Annotated in this window: 14 protein-coding genes; 6 read left to right on the forward strand and 8 right to left on the reverse strand. The window is 65.3% G+C overall.

What is annotated here, in order from left to right; genetic code table 11:
- Positions 1–86 precede the first annotated feature (86 nt).
- The 4 genes from def to truA are packed head-to-tail and all read left to right on the forward strand — an operon-like array spanning position 87 to position 2,845.
- Positions 87–617, forward strand: a complete 531-nt coding sequence (gene def, locus OOJ09_RS06135; RefSeq protein WP_269904335.1) for a peptide deformylase — start codon at positions 87–89, stop codon at positions 615–617.
- Between the two features lie 4 nt (positions 618–621).
- Positions 622–1,557 (forward strand): methionyl-tRNA formyltransferase, encoded by a 936-nt coding sequence (gene fmt, locus OOJ09_RS06140; RefSeq protein ID WP_269904336.1) that lies wholly within the window; start codon positions 622–624, stop codon positions 1,555–1,557.
- Positions 1,554–2,060, forward strand: a complete 507-nt coding sequence (locus OOJ09_RS06145; RefSeq protein ID WP_269904337.1) for a GNAT family N-acetyltransferase — start codon at positions 1,554–1,556, stop codon at positions 2,058–2,060. The genes fmt and OOJ09_RS06145 overlap by 4 nt, the downstream gene beginning before the upstream one ends.
- A 23-nt stretch (positions 2,061–2,083) precedes the next feature.
- Complete coding sequence (gene truA / locus OOJ09_RS06150) at positions 2,084–2,845, forward strand: tRNA pseudouridine(38-40) synthase TruA (protein WP_269904338.1); 762 nt, start codon at positions 2,084–2,086, stop codon at positions 2,843–2,845.
- Positions 2,846–3,084: 239 nt separating this feature from the next.
- On the opposite strand, the gene OOJ09_RS06155 is transcribed toward truA, so the two are convergent.
- The 4 genes from OOJ09_RS06155 to dapE form a co-directional block, all read right to left on the reverse strand.
- The gene (locus OOJ09_RS06155) at positions 3,085–4,695 is read right to left on the reverse strand and encodes a PEP/pyruvate-binding domain-containing protein (protein WP_269904339.1); all 1,611 of its coding nucleotides are present in this window, start codon (positions 4,693–4,695) and stop codon (positions 3,085–3,087) included.
- Positions 4,692–6,653, reverse strand: coding sequence for a DUF47 family protein (locus OOJ09_RS06160; RefSeq protein ID WP_269904340.1), 1,962 nt, complete (start codon positions 6,651–6,653; stop codon positions 4,692–4,694). The genes OOJ09_RS06155 and OOJ09_RS06160 overlap by 4 nt, the downstream gene beginning before the upstream one ends.
- A 495-nt stretch (positions 6,654–7,148) precedes the next feature.
- Positions 7,149–7,748, reverse strand: coding sequence for a transporter (locus OOJ09_RS06165; protein ID WP_269904341.1), 600 nt, complete (start codon positions 7,746–7,748; stop codon positions 7,149–7,151).
- Positions 7,749–7,753: 5 nt separating this feature from the next.
- Entirely contained in the window at positions 7,754–8,947 is a 1,194-nt protein-coding gene (gene dapE / locus OOJ09_RS06170) for a succinyl-diaminopimelate desuccinylase (protein WP_269904342.1), read from the reverse strand.
- A gap of 128 nt (positions 8,948–9,075) precedes the next feature.
- Between dapE and OOJ09_RS06175 the strand changes: the two genes are divergently transcribed.
- Positions 9,076–10,119 carry a 2-dehydropantoate 2-reductase gene (locus tag OOJ09_RS06175; RefSeq protein ID WP_269904343.1) on the forward strand — a complete coding sequence of 348 codons (1,044 nt, stop codon included), beginning with the start codon at positions 9,076–9,078 and terminating at the stop codon, positions 10,117–10,119.
- Here the strand turns inward: OOJ09_RS06175 and OOJ09_RS06180 are convergent.
- The 4 genes from OOJ09_RS06180 to dapD form a co-directional block, all read right to left on the reverse strand.
- A complete protein-coding gene (locus tag OOJ09_RS06180) occupies positions 10,085–10,795 on the reverse strand; it encodes a hypothetical protein (protein ID WP_269904344.1) in 711 nt (236 codons plus the stop codon). The two genes, OOJ09_RS06175 and OOJ09_RS06180, sit on opposite strands and share 35 nt — an antisense overlap.
- 21 nt (positions 10,796–10,816) lie before the next feature.
- Entirely contained in the window at positions 10,817–11,194 is a 378-nt protein-coding gene (locus OOJ09_RS06185) for a DUF805 domain-containing protein (RefSeq protein ID WP_269904345.1), read from the reverse strand.
- Positions 11,187–11,549: a DUF805 domain-containing protein gene (locus tag OOJ09_RS06190; protein WP_269904346.1), complete on the reverse strand. Its 363-nt coding sequence runs from the start codon at positions 11,547–11,549 to the stop codon at positions 11,187–11,189. The genes OOJ09_RS06185 and OOJ09_RS06190 overlap by 8 nt, the downstream gene beginning before the upstream one ends.
- Before the next feature lie 72 nt (positions 11,550–11,621).
- Complete coding sequence (gene dapD / locus OOJ09_RS06195; RefSeq protein WP_269904347.1) at positions 11,622–12,476, reverse strand: 2,3,4,5-tetrahydropyridine-2,6-dicarboxylate N-succinyltransferase; 855 nt, start codon at positions 12,474–12,476, stop codon at positions 11,622–11,624.
- 227 nt (positions 12,477–12,703) lie between these two features.
- Between dapD and OOJ09_RS06200 the strand changes: the two genes are divergently transcribed.
- The gene (locus OOJ09_RS06200) at positions 12,704–13,543 is read left to right on the forward strand and encodes an LOG family protein (RefSeq protein WP_256752420.1); all 840 of its coding nucleotides are present in this window, start codon (positions 12,704–12,706) and stop codon (positions 13,541–13,543) included.
- The last annotated feature ends 17 nt before the right edge of the window (positions 13,544–13,560 follow it).

The following is a 13,560-nucleotide window of genomic DNA, read 5'->3' on the forward strand; positions in this document are numbered from 1 at the left end:
TTCGGCATGCCGGCACAGATCAAAACGTGAACGCCAACCAAGCGCCCCGGTTGACGCTTTTCGCTGGAGGTCTTACGTGGAACGCCATGCCGATCAAGCCGCTCATCATCCTTCCCGATCCCATCCTGCGTCAGGTTTCCAAGCCGGTGGAGCGCGTTGACGCGCCCTTGCGCAAATTAGCCGACGACATGCTGGAGACCATGTATGACGCACCCGGCATCGGGCTGGCGGCGATCCAGATCGGCGAACCGCTGCGCATGCTGGTGATCGATCTCGCCAAGGAAGACGAAACACCGGCGCCGCACGTCGTCATCAACCCGGAAATCCTGGAGAGCGCAGACGCGCGCTCCGTCTACGAGGAAGGCTGCCTGTCGATCCCGGACTACTACGCCGAGGTCGAACGCCCGGCCGCTGTGCGGGTCAAATATCTCGACCGCGACGGCAAGTTGCAGGAGATGGAGGCCGAAGGTTTGATGGCGACCTGCCTGCAGCATGAGATCGACCACCTCAACGGCGTGCTGTTCATCGACCACATCTCGAAGCTGAAGCGCGACATGGTGGTGAAGAAATTCAAGAAGCTCGCCAGGGACAAGGCGCCGGGCAAGCTGGTGGGATAGGGGAATGCCCCTTCGCGTCATCTTCATGGGCACGCCGGAGTTTTCGGTGCCGACGCTGCGCGCGATCGGCGAGGCCGGACATGAGATATCAGCCGTCTATACGCAGCCGCCGCGCGCCGCCGGACGGCGCGGGTTGGAGCTGACGCCGTCACCGGTGCAGCGCGAGGCGGAGCGGCTTGGCATCGAGGTGCGCACGCCGGCGTCCCTCAAGGGTGAGGCCGAGCAGGCGGCTTTGCGCGCCCTGCGGGCCGATGTCGCCGTGGTCGTCGCCTACGGTTTGCTGCTGCCGAAGGCGGTTCTCGAGTCGCCGCGGCTCGGCTGCATCAACGGCCATGCATCGCTGTTGCCGCGCTGGCGTGGGGCCGCACCCATCCAGCGCGCCATCATGGCGGGCGACCGCGAAACCGGCATGATGGTGATGCGCATGGAAGAGGGGCTCGACACCGGCCCAGTGGGACTGGTTGAAAAATGCGCCATCGAACCCGATATGACGGCCGGCGACCTGCATGATCGGTTGATGGGCGTTGGTGCCGCACTCGTGGTGGAAGCGCTGGCGCGGCTGGAAAGGAACACCCTGACATTTGCCCCCCAAGCGGTGGAAGGGGTGACCTACGCCAGGAAAATCGATAAATCGGAGACTCGCGTGGACTGGAATCGCTCGGCGACCGAGGTCCACAATCACATTCGTGGCCTGTCGCCCTTTCCCGGGGCGTGGTCCGAGATTGAAATTGGCGGTCGCCCGGAGCGGCTGAAACTGCTTCGCTCGGTGCTTTCACAAGGCGCGGGCGAGTCGGGAGGAATTCTCGATGACCGGCTGACGGTCGCCTGCGGAGCAGGCGCGATCAGGCTGGTCGAAGTTCAACGGGCGGGCGGAAGGCCTGCTGCCGCGTCGGAATTCCTGCGCGGGGCCAAGATCGAAAAAGGAATGAAATTCTCATGAGCATGATGTCGATACGCGCGGCGACGCCGCGGGATCGCGAGGCCATCCGCCTCGTCGAGGAACACGCTTTCGGCCAGCAGTCGGAGGCCGGGCTGGTCGACGCGCTGGTGACCGGCGGTGACGCCGTTGCCGAGCTGGTGGCGGAAGAGGACGGCCAGGTTGTCGGCCACATCCTTTTTTCCCGGCTGTTCGTCCGCAATGGCGGCAAGAACTTTCCGGCCGTGGCGCTCGCGCCGCTGGCGGTGGAGCCTTCGTTCCATGGCAGCGGCATCGGCGGCGCGCTGATCCGCGAGGCGCATATCCGCCTCAGGGACGCCGGCGAGACACTGGCCGTGGTGCTGGGCGATCCGGCCTATTACAGCCGTTTCGGCTACAGCCGCGCCCGCGCAGAGAACTTCGAGAGCGAGTACCAAGGCGAGGCGCTGCAGGCACTGGCCTGGGGTGACGCTCCGGAGGCAGGCAGGCTGGTCTACGCTTCCGCCTTCACTGCTCTCGCCGCCTAGGCGAGAGCATATAAGCCGCCGGCATGCCGCGTTTTCGCCTCGACATCGAATATGACGGCAGCCTTTTTGCCGGCTGGCAGCATCAGGCCGACCAGCCTTCGGTGCAGCAGGCGATCGAGCAGGCGATCGAGAGGTTCAGCGGCGAGGCGGTCCGGCTGCGTGCCGCCGGCCGCACCGATGCCGGCGTGCATGCGACGGCCCAGGTGGCGCATGTCGACCTCGCCAAGGCATGGCCTGATGACAAGGTGCGCGACGCAGTCAACGCCCATCTTCAGGCGGCCGGCGCACATGTTGCCATCCTTAAGGCGATGGTTGTCCCGGACGATTTCGACGCGCGCTTCTCGGCCACCGGCCGTCACTATCTCTACCGCATCCTCAACCGCCGCGCGCCGGCGGCGCTCGACAAGGGCAAGGTGTGGTGGGTGCCGAAGCGGCTTGACGCCAGCGCCATGCACGAAGCGGCAAAGGTCCTACTTGGGCGGCATGACTTCACCACCTTCCGCTCGACCCAGTGCCAGGCCAACAGCCCGATCAGGACGCTGGAGCAGCTTGACGTGGGCCGGCAGGGCGACCTGATCGAGGTGAAGGCCTCGGCCCGCTCCTTCCTGCACAACCAAGTGCGCTCGATGGTCGGCTCGCTCAAGCGCGTCGGCGAAGGTGGGTGGACCGTCGCCGACCTGAAAGCGGCGCTCGAGGCGCGCGACCGCGCCGCCTGCGGCCAGGTGGCGCCGCCCGATGGGCTGTTTCTCGTCGGCGTCGACTATCCGCAGACCGGCCAAAGCTGAGCGACGGCGGAATCGGGACCAAGTCCGGCCAGATCAGCACGCCGGCCGCCTCGGGCGTCGACGCGAGCCTGAGTTCCACTTCCTTTGCTGACCACGGGCCTCCGAGGTCCCATCGCGGGCCGGCGCGACCGCGGATGCGTCTGGCGCGGCAATCTCGTCCGATGCCTGGCCAAGGACGAGAATGTCGCGAGCGACCAAATCAGGCGAGACACAGGCCGGTTGGTCCAGGGCCAGACATTTCATCCCTTCGTCGCGTGCAATCGGTCGAGCCGCTGCAGCAATTCCGCTGGCACCTGTTCGGCGGTGCGCGATGCGCCCGCGAAAATCGTGCCGCTGTTGCCGTCAAGGGTGATCACCGCTCCGGGATCCAGCCATGTGTCGCCGAAACCGATCCGGTCCCTCGATTCGTCGATACGCATCGCCTCGCAGCCAACGAGGCAGACCTTGCCAAGCTGCCGCGCCACCACGGCCGCATGGGACGTGCGCGCTCCGTGCCGGGTGAGCAGGCCCTGCACGCGCTCGAGCAGTGCAATGTCATCGGTCTCGGCGTTCTGCCGCGCGAGGATCGCCGGTTTCCCTTCCGTCTTGAGCGCCGCCACCTGTGCCTCGTTGAGGGCGACCGTGCCGCTGACAACCCCGCTGGCGGCGGTCGCGGCATGGCCGAGCACCGTCGGCGCCGCGCCGTCCTCGGCCACGATGACGCGCGTCGTCAGCGCCGCGGCGTCGAGGCCGGCGGTGCGGAGGCAGGCGGTCTTCCGGTCGATCAACCCTTCGTCCGCCATGTCGAGGGCGATGCGGGCGGCGGCCTGCGGCGTACGCTTGCCTTCGCGGGTTTGAAGCAGGAAGAGCTTTCCGTCCTCGAGCGTGAACTCGAAATCCTGCATGTCGCCAAAATGCCGCTCGAGCGCCTTCGCCGCTTCGACCAGTTCCTCCCAGACGCGCGGCGCGATCGCCGCCAACCGGTCGTGACCCTGCGCGCTGCGCCGGCCGCTGACCACATCCTCGCCCTGCGCATTGAACAGGAAATCGACCCAAGGGGCGGGATTGCCGTCACTGGGGTTTCGAGTGAAGCCGACACCGGCCCCGGACAACCCGCCCGCATTGCCGAACACCATGCGCTGCACCGTCACCGCCGTGCCCATGCCATGACTCAGTCCGCGCATCTCGCGGTAGGCAATGGCCTTGGCGCTCGACCAGGACCGGAACACCGCCGCGATCGCCGCTTGCAACTGCGCGACCGCGTCCTGCGGGAAGGCTTCGCCCGCCAACCGCCGATAGGTCTCCAGGTGCCGCTGCGCGAGATCGCGCAGCGCGGCGAAGTCGAGCATGCGCTCTTCCTCGCCCAGCCGCACGGCGTCGAGGTCGGCCTCGAAGTCGGTCGCGTTGACGCCCGCCACCACCTCGCCGTAGCCGGCGATCAGGCGGCGATAGGCGTCCCACACCAGCCGCGGATTGCCGGTCGACCGGATCAGTCCCGGCAGCGTCGCCTCTGTCAGGCCGATATTGAGCAGCGTCTCCATCATTCCCGGCATCGATACCGGCGCCCCGGAGCGGACCGACAACAGAAGCGGTCGGCGCGGATCGCCAAAGCCAAGGCCGGTCGCGGCCTCGAGCCGGACGAGTGCATCGTGCCAGAGTGCGGGTGTTGCCGTCTCCGGATGGGCGCAGAAGCCGGTGCCCAGCACGAAGGCCGGCGGCACGTTCAGCCCGAGCGCCGCCATCCGTGCAAGATTGTACGCCTTGAAGCCCATCGTCTCGGGCGAAGCCGCTTTATCCAGCGGCTTGCCGGCTACGATCAGACCAAGCTGAGCCGAACCTTCTGGCGGAGTGCTCATCGATGCGCCGCTCACGCTCGCCTCCCCTGGTTGCCGGCGCCGACCCGGGTGAGGACGAGGCCGCGCATCGCGTAGCCGGTGCGCAGCAGCGCGTCGATGGATGCTTCCAGCGCGGCCGCGAAATCAGTGCCGAGGCTGAGCGTGGCCGCGTCCGAGACATTGCGCACGAACAGGCGCCTGATCTCGCGCGTCAGCACATCGCACGCCTTTTCGGCATCGACCACCCGCCAGCAGGCGGCCAGAAATTCATCCTGGTCCTGCGCGAGGCTCGCTTCGTCGAGCGTGCGCGCGGTGGTCAGCGCCTTGACATGGTCCTGTGCCGCCTCGAGCACCTTGTCAGCCAGCCGGCGCAGCGCGGTGCGCAACTCGTCGCTCCAGCCATGGTGATTGTCCTCGGCGATCAGCGACAGGATGAAAACGGCCTCCTCCAGCGCATCCGCCGCATCGTCGGCGCATTCGATCAGCTGCAGGAAGGGCAGCCAGCGCGCGTTGCCCGCGGCCTGATCGCGCAGGCGCATCACCAGATGATCGGCCTTGCGTTCCCAGATCTTGGCGCGCTCCGATAGCTTTCGAGCGGCCTTGACGTCTGTTTCGTGTCCATACGCGAGCGCATCGCGTATGCCTTCGGCCAAGGCATGGCAGAAGGCGGCGTGCTCGCCGAGAAGCGCGAACTCGTCCCGGTGACGGCGGACATGGCGCGACAGCAGCAGCCGGATCTGGTCGGCGATCAGGGCGGCGGTCTGGTCCGCCTGCAGGGCATGGGAGGAAAGCACGAGCGCCTCGGTCAGGAAATCCTGCGCCTCGGCCGCGCCCAGCACACTGTCCAACCGGTCGCCGATCCGGAAATGGTCCGGCGACAGCGCTTCCATCGCGTCGAATACCAGTTGATCGGCCCCGGCCATGAGCCAGCCCATATGGCCTGCCTCGCGATGGGCTGCCTCGGTCAGCACCGCGATGGAAAGCGGCTTGGCGACAAGCCGGTTCAGCCGTTTGCGTGCCCGGTTCCAGTCGATCAGGAAGACGATACGCGCGCCCAGACCCTCAAGGGCCGCGTCGGCCGCCGCGAGATCGGCGCAATCGAAGCGCGCCGTGCCGACGACGTAGTCGGCGCCCGAGTTCAGACCGGCGCTGCGCCGCGCGCCGACGTCCGACCATTGCGCTCCAATCTCCGACAGAAGGCCCTGGAAGAAGGCAAAGCGCCGCTCGTGCAGGTCCGAATAGGTGAGCGTGATCGAAAAACCCTCCACCTGGATCACCAGCACATGCACATCGTTGGTGCCGATGTCGTTCTGTATGAGCAACCGCGCCCCGTCGCGCGTCGCCGCCGTGTCCAGGCCGGGATGATCGAATTTGAGCCTGCGCGTGCGGTTCAGCCCGCGCATGAAGGCAGCGATGCGGGGGCGGTCGGCGGCATCGAGCTGCCAGACATGGGCACCGTCGACCGTATCGTCCGACATGTCGACCGCCAGCCGGTTCAGGCTCTTGTGCAGATCCATCACCAGAATGTGGAACGTATCGCTCTCGCCCCGCTTCCCGCCCGTCAGCGCGAGCATCTGGGCGTCGTCGAGCACGCCCGCGTTCAACTGGTCCAGCCAGTCGCACCAATGATCGACCCGCGCGATCTGCGCCTTGTGGTCGGCATCCGCGCTGCCTTCCAGCGGCCGGGCCATCAGGCGGATGTCCTCCCCGAGCAGCTTGCCAAGCCGCGCCAGGTCGGCAAGATGCAACGTCCCGCCCTCCAGCCAGGCCGTCGCCTGCATCTCCAGCAGCCACGGCGCGTTGATATGGGCGGCCGCGTAGTCGCGACTCAGGTTGGACAGCGGAGCCGCGCCATCCGCGGCATGGGCAGCCGCGGCCTGAAGTGCGGTCAGTGCGAATTTCAGCCGGTCATTGGCCGCAAGCGCGCCGGTGATCCGGGCCGGCAGTAGCAGCTTCGACTGGCCGAGCGCGGCGACAACATCCACTTTTTCCATCTATCAGCCTTCCATCCTGCCACATGGTTCATTGTTCGGTCCATTGCCTCGTTGTCCGCTTTCCAAAGTTTATCGAAATCAGAAGCCGGCTTATAAACGGAGATCGAAGCACTGTCATAATCTTGTCATGATAGATATACTCTGGAATCCGTACTTCATCATTGATCTGGCGCAAATCCTGCGATGGAAGACTTTCCGGGAGTGACCGCTCGCAAAACGGAAGCCGCCATGATGAGCATCGTGCACGGTAATGCCCTTGATCCCGCAGGGTCGGGCAAACGTCGCAAGTCACGGCCCTTTTCAGCCCTTTCGGCTGCGGCAAGTCGGGATTGCGGCTCTGCCCGAATGGCGCCGACGAGATTTTGGCGGGCATGCGAATGCCAGGCCGGGTTCACCCGGATGGACCGATATCCGCGAGCCCCGGGCCAGACGCGCGTTGCCTCGGCTGGCGCGCGCAGGAATGTCATGAACAGCTGATGCGGCGGTGGCCCAGGCCTAGATGTCACCCGGCACGGTGATGCCGAGCAGCATCTGCAGCCCGAACAGCACCATCAGCGAAGCGATGAACATGCCGACGAAAACGGCGGTACCGACCGCGGCACCCTTGCCGATGGTGGCATTGGTCATGCGCCAGGTGAGCACCATCGACAGCGCGAACAACAGCAGCGAAACAAGGCTCGAAATCTGGCTCGCCGACGTCAGGAAAAGCCTGACCAGCGCCGAGGGCAACATCAGCCAGGCGGTGATGGCCGAAGCCCAGTTGCTGGCAACCACATAGTGGACGAAGCGGCCGCCGATGCCGGCACGCCGCGCGACCAGGGCAAGGGCGACCAGCGGCAGCACCCAGGAGCCGATATCGACCGTTGCCAGGCGCACCAGCATGCCGAAGCGCCCCGCGAACGCATCGGGATCGCCGATCTCGTTGGCAATGCCGACCCAGCCGACGATCAGCGCCGGTGCGGCAACGACGATGGCGAAAAAGGAATTCCAGAAACCGTCGGCCGACAGGTCGAGCAGACGCAATCCGTCGACCTTGCCGAGCATCAGCCGCCAGGCGCCGGTCAGCGAAGCTTGGGTCTCGTCCGCCGAAAGCATGCTGCTCAGCCCTGTCCGAACCAGTCGTCGATGAAACGCTGGTAGATTTGCGTCAGCGTTTCGAGATCGGCAATGGCGACGCGCTCGTCGACCATGTGCATGGTCTTGCCGACCAGGCCGAACTCGACCACCGGGCAATAATCCTTGATGAAGCGCGCGTCCGAGGTGCCGCCGGAGGTGGACAGCGCCGGCTTCCTGCCGACCACCGCCTTGACCGAACCACCCAGCGTCTCGATCAGCCTGTCGTCGCGGGTCAGAAAGACATGGCTTGGCCCATCGCGCCAGACGAGATCATAGTCGACGGGCGTTTTCTTGCCGGCCCGGTACTTCTTGCGCCTGGCCGCCTGGTCGAGGCGATTGTGGATTTCCGCCTGGACCGTCTCGGCCGTCCAGGTGTCGTTGAAGCGGATGTTGAAGGTGGCGGTCGCTTTCGCTGGGATGACATTGGTGGCCGGGTTGCCGACATCGATGGAGGTGACTTCCAGGTTGGTCGGCTGGAAATCCTTCGTTCCCTTGTCGAAGACGGGATGCAGCAAGGCGTCGACAAGGCTCATCAGTCCGCGCACCGGATTGTCGGCAAGCTGCGGATAGGCGGCATGGCCCTGGCGGCCATTGACGGTGATGGCGCCCGACATGGAGCCGCGCCGGCCGATCTTGATCATGTCGCCAAGCGCATCCGGGTTGGTCGGCTCGCCGACGATCGAGGCATCCCACTTCTCGCCCTTGGAAGCCGCCCATTCGAGCAGCTTGACCGTGCCGTTGATGGCCGGACCTTCCTCGTCGCCGGTGATCAGCAGCGAGACCGAACCTTTCGGACCGCCATTCGTCTCGACATGGCGCGCCACGGCGGCGATGAAACAGGCAATGCCGCCCTTCATGTCGACCGCGCCACGGCCATACATCTCGCCATTGGCGATTTCGGCGGCGAAAGGCGGATGCGTCCAGGCGGCTTCGTCGCCGACCGGCACCACGTCGGTATGGCCGGCGAACATCAGATGCGGGCCGTTGCCGGAACGCCGCGCATAGAGGTTCTCGATATCGGGCGTGCCACCTTCGGAAAACACCGGCCGATCGACCAGGAAACCGAGCGGTTTCAGCATGGTTTCCAGCGCGGTCAGCGCGCCGCCCTCAGCAGGCGTCACCGAGGCACAACGGATAAGGGCGGCGAGGTTTTCGGCGGGATCGGTCGGCAGCGTCATGACAAAAGCGATAGTCGAAAGCGGAAGGCCTGTCACGGCCAGACATAGGGGCCAGCCCAATGGCCGGCGATACCGCCGACATTATGGTTTTCATGTCGTATAATTGTGGGCTCCGGGGGAGCGACAGGATGGCAGAAGGGGACAAGACAATCGTCATTGCCGGCGCCGGCAGCATTGGCTGCTATGCCGGCGGCTGCCTGGCGCTCGCTGGACGCCGGATGATTCTGCTGGCCCGGCCGCGCGTCGAGGCGGCATTGCGGCAAGGCGGATTGCGGGTCAGCGACCTCGATGGCCATGACCGCTGGATCAAGCCGGACGCACTTGTCGTTACCACCGATCCGGCCGTCGCCTTGCCGAAGGCGGATGTGATCCTGGTCACGGTCAAGAGCGGTGCGACCACGGACATGGCCGCCCTCATCAAGGCCCATGCCCGTCCTGATGCTATCGTGGTCAGCCTGCAGAACGGGGTCGACAATGCCGACAGGCTGCGTGGCGGGCTTGACGGGCCAATGGTGCTGGCCGGCATGGTGCCCTTCAATGTCGTGCAGTCGCCGGACGGCGAATTGCCGCTGCGCGTGCACCGCGCCAGCGACGGCAAGGTGATGCTCGAAGACGGCGGCGCCGGCCTGATCAGCCTCCTCGGCGTCGAAGGGCTGGCGGTCGAAGCCCATGGCGACATGCGGGCCGTGCTTTGGGGCAAGCTGCTGATGAATTTGAACAACGCGCTGGCCGCGCTGTCGGGCCTGCCACTGGCGAGGGAACTCGCCGATCGTCGCTGGCGCCTGATCCTGGCCGGCCAGATCGACGAGGCGCTCCAGGCAATGAACGCGTCGGGCATCGCGCCGGCGCGGATCGCCGGCCTGCGGCCAGCATTGCTGCCGAAGGTGCTCCGGCTGCCGGACTGGCTGTTCAGGCTGCTGGCGCGACGCATGCTTGCCATCGCCCCCGAGGCGCGCTCGTCGATGTGGGACGATCTGCAACGCGGCCGCCCGACGGAGATCGACGACCTGCAGGGCGCGATCCTGCGGCTGGCTGAAAAGGCGGGCACATCGGCGCCTTTGACAAAACGGGTCGCGGCGCTGGTGCGCACCGCCGAACAGGAAAACCGAGGATCACCCGGCCTGACGCCGGAACAGGTCAACGTGCGGCCGTACGACCGTCGATCAGCGTGATCTTCTGCCAGATCTTGCGCGACAGGTTGGACGCCAGGTTCTCGATGTCGTTGACGCCGTCAATGACCACGTCGTCATTGACCGATTGCGCGAACAGCGCCGCGATCTTGCCGGTGATCGACAGCATTTCGGAGCAGTAGTCGAGGTAGCGCGCGAGGTCGGCGGCGTTGGTGATGCGGGCCGGCGAGTGCGAAGTCGGCTTGAAATTGGCCGACAGCGCCGCCGGATCCTTGGTCAGCTGGTGCATGTCGATGACGTGGATCAGCGATCTGAGACCGTGCAGCTGGCGAAACACCCGCTTGCGCTTGATACGCTCCTCAGCGCGGATCAACGCCAGGAAACCGAGCACGGCGAGGATGATCATGTTGATCGTGGCCTCGATGCCTTGCACCGACTGCACCGCATCATCGGCCTGGGAAATGCGAATGAGCGGCAGGATGGTGCCGACAAACAGAAAGATCAGCGCACCCGCGACAACCGCGGCGATGATGAGCCCGCGCAGCCACCAGATCGGCGCTTCGAGCGCCTTCGCCGCCTTGGCCAGATCGCGCGACAGCGACACCAGCTCGGCGGCGACGCCGCGCAGTCCGGCTTCGGGGAAACGGTCGGCGATCCGACCCTCCAGCCGTTCGGCGGTTTCGACGATCAGTTTCGGATCAAGGGTGCGGTAGCGCATGGCGAGATATCCGACCGGCCCTCATGACTGGGCCGGCTCGTTGGTGCGCCGGCCATAGCGGTTGGGCCCAGGCTGCCCTGGAAACAGGCACAACACAAGGAAGGCGACGATCGAGACGACCGGCACGAACAGGATCAGCGCGGCAATGCCCGGCTTGTCGAGGTCGTGCAGCCGCTTCACCGCCAGCGCGATGTTCGACCATAGCGAGGCGATGAAGGCGACGAAGAAGATGAACGACCACATGTTGCTCTCCGCCGAGCCTTCCGGCACCAGCGTGAAGCGGTAGAGCGGAAAGGCCTGGATGATGGCGACCAGCAACCCGCCAAGAAAATAGGCCGCGCGGCTGACGCGGCCCGAGGTTTTGAAGAAAAGCCAGGTAAGGTCCGATCTTTCAGGCAAGCGGGTCCGGTCCATATTGATTGGCACCCCTGGTGCCTTCGAGGATGCCCAGTTCGACCAGCAGCCAGATGCCGCCGATGACGGGTACGAGGCCGATCAGCGTCCACCAGCCCGACTTGTTCCGGTCGTGCCAGCGTTTGGCGTAGAGAGCAATCGCGAAATAGATCGACGCTAGCGCGAAGAGGATGCCGATGATGCCGACCTGGCCGCCACTGGCGGTGGTGAAACGCGTGCCGAGGATCGCGTCGAGAATGAAGGCAACAATGCCGATAACGATGAATACGCCGATGCCGGCCCAGAACTTGGCTCGATTGATGCGGCCGTCAAAACTCGTCAGCAGATATTTCCAGTCCATGTCACCCCTCCATGTTGAACCAGCGCGACCGATTGTCGCGCTGGCGGAAGGTGCACTCGCTTTCCGCAAAGATCAATCGCGCAGCAATTCGTTGATCGAGGTCTTGGAGCGGGTCCTGGCGTCGACCCGCTTGACGATGACGGCGCAGTAGAGGCTGGGGCCAGGCTCACCATTGGGCAAGGGCTTGCCCGGCAGCGAGCCGGCGACGACGACGGAATTGGCCGGCACCTCGCCATAGAAGACCTCGCCGGTGGCGCGGTCGACGATCTTGGTCGACTGGCCGATGAAGACGCCCATGCCAAGCACCGAGCCTTCACGCACGATGCAGCCCTCGACCACTTCGGAGCGCGCGCCGATGAAGCAGTTGTCCTCGATGATGGTCGGGCCGGCCTGCATCGGCTCCAGCACGCCGCCGATGCCGACGCCTCCCGACAGATGGACGTTCTTGCCGATCTGCGCGCAGGAGCCGACCGACGCCCAGGTGTCGACCATGGTGCCTGAATCGACATAGGCGCCGACATTGACGAAGGACGGCATCAGCACGGCACCCGGCGCGACATAGGCGGAACGGCGCACGATGGACGACGGCACGGCGCGGAAGCCTGCCTTCTCGAAGTCGACGGCGCTCCAGCCGTCGAATTTCGACGGCACCTTGTCCCACCACACGGCCTGGCCGGGGCCGCCCTTGATGATCTCCATCGGGTTGAGCCGGAAAGACAGCAGCACGGCCTTCTTCAGCCATTGGTTGACATGCCACTTGCCGTCGGCCTGCCGCTCGGCGACGCGGGCGGCGCCGCGATCAAGCAGGTCGAGCGCCGTCTGGATGGCGTCGCGCGCCTCGCCGCGGGTCGCCGTCGAAATGGCATCGCGTTCCTCGAAGGCCTTCTCGATGGTCTTTTCGAGGCTTGCCAGATCGGCGTTCGACATGAATTCGCTCCATTACCAAGCTGTTAAGGGCCTGCGCCTTAACCTGTTTTGAAAGTCGCGCGGACCCTGAGCATGCTTCGCCTGCCTGGGTCTTTGCCTGTAGCAGGTTCTTGTCGCAAAACCGCAGGACACTTTTGCGGAACCTGCTTAAGTGAAGCCCTGGTGAGGGTCAATCGCGGCTGCGTCATGGGACGGCGCAAGTGAAGAATTGGACGGGTAACGCAACTATGACTCCTATGGAAAAGGCGGGATGGACGCCGCTGCCGCATTCGGATGAGGATCTGGAGCGGTCGAGAAGCGTGCCGGACACGCCGCAGACGCGGGCCGAGACATACCGGCTGGCGTGGAACGACCCCGACTTCATGACGCGGCGCGAACTGCGCGCGGTCAGGCTGCAGCTCGAACTCCTGAAACCGGAAATGATCCTGGCCGAGCGCGGTATCCGTTCGACGGTGATCCTGTTTGGCGGCGCGCGCCTGCCCGAACCCGGTGGCGCGGCCTGGGCGGCCAAGAACGAGACGCAGAAGAAGAACCTCGAGGAAAACAGCAAATACTACGAGGAGGCGCGCAAATTCGCCCGCCTCTGCTCGCAGCAGTCGGCTGCTTCATACTACCGCGAGTATGTCGTGGTCACCGGCGGCGGGCCCGGCGTGATGGAAGCCGGCAACCGTGGCGCCGACGATGTCGGCGCGCCGTCGATCGGCCTCAACATCGTGCTGCCGCACGAGCAGGCGCCGAACGCCTATGTGACGCCGGAGCTCTGCTTCAACTTCCACTATTTCGCCATCCGCAAGATGCATTTCGTCATGCGCGCCAAGGCCGTGGCGGTGTTTCCCGGCGGCTTCGGCACGATGGACGAGTTCTTCGAGACGCTGACCCTTATCCAGACCGGTCGCATGGAGCGCGTGCCGGTGATCCTGTTCGGCAAATCCTTCTGGAAACGGGCGATCGACCTCGACTTCCTCGCCGAGCAGGGCACGATCAGCCCTGGCGACCAGGACATCATCGATTTCGTCGACACCGCCGACGAGGCCTGGGGCATCATCAGCCGCTTCTACAATCTGTGAGAGCGTGGTGGAGTCCC

This window comes from Mesorhizobium qingshengii (genome assembly GCF_027563465.1).
Classification (GTDB): domain Bacteria; phylum Pseudomonadota; class Alphaproteobacteria; order Rhizobiales; family Rhizobiaceae; genus Mesorhizobium; species Mesorhizobium qingshengii_A.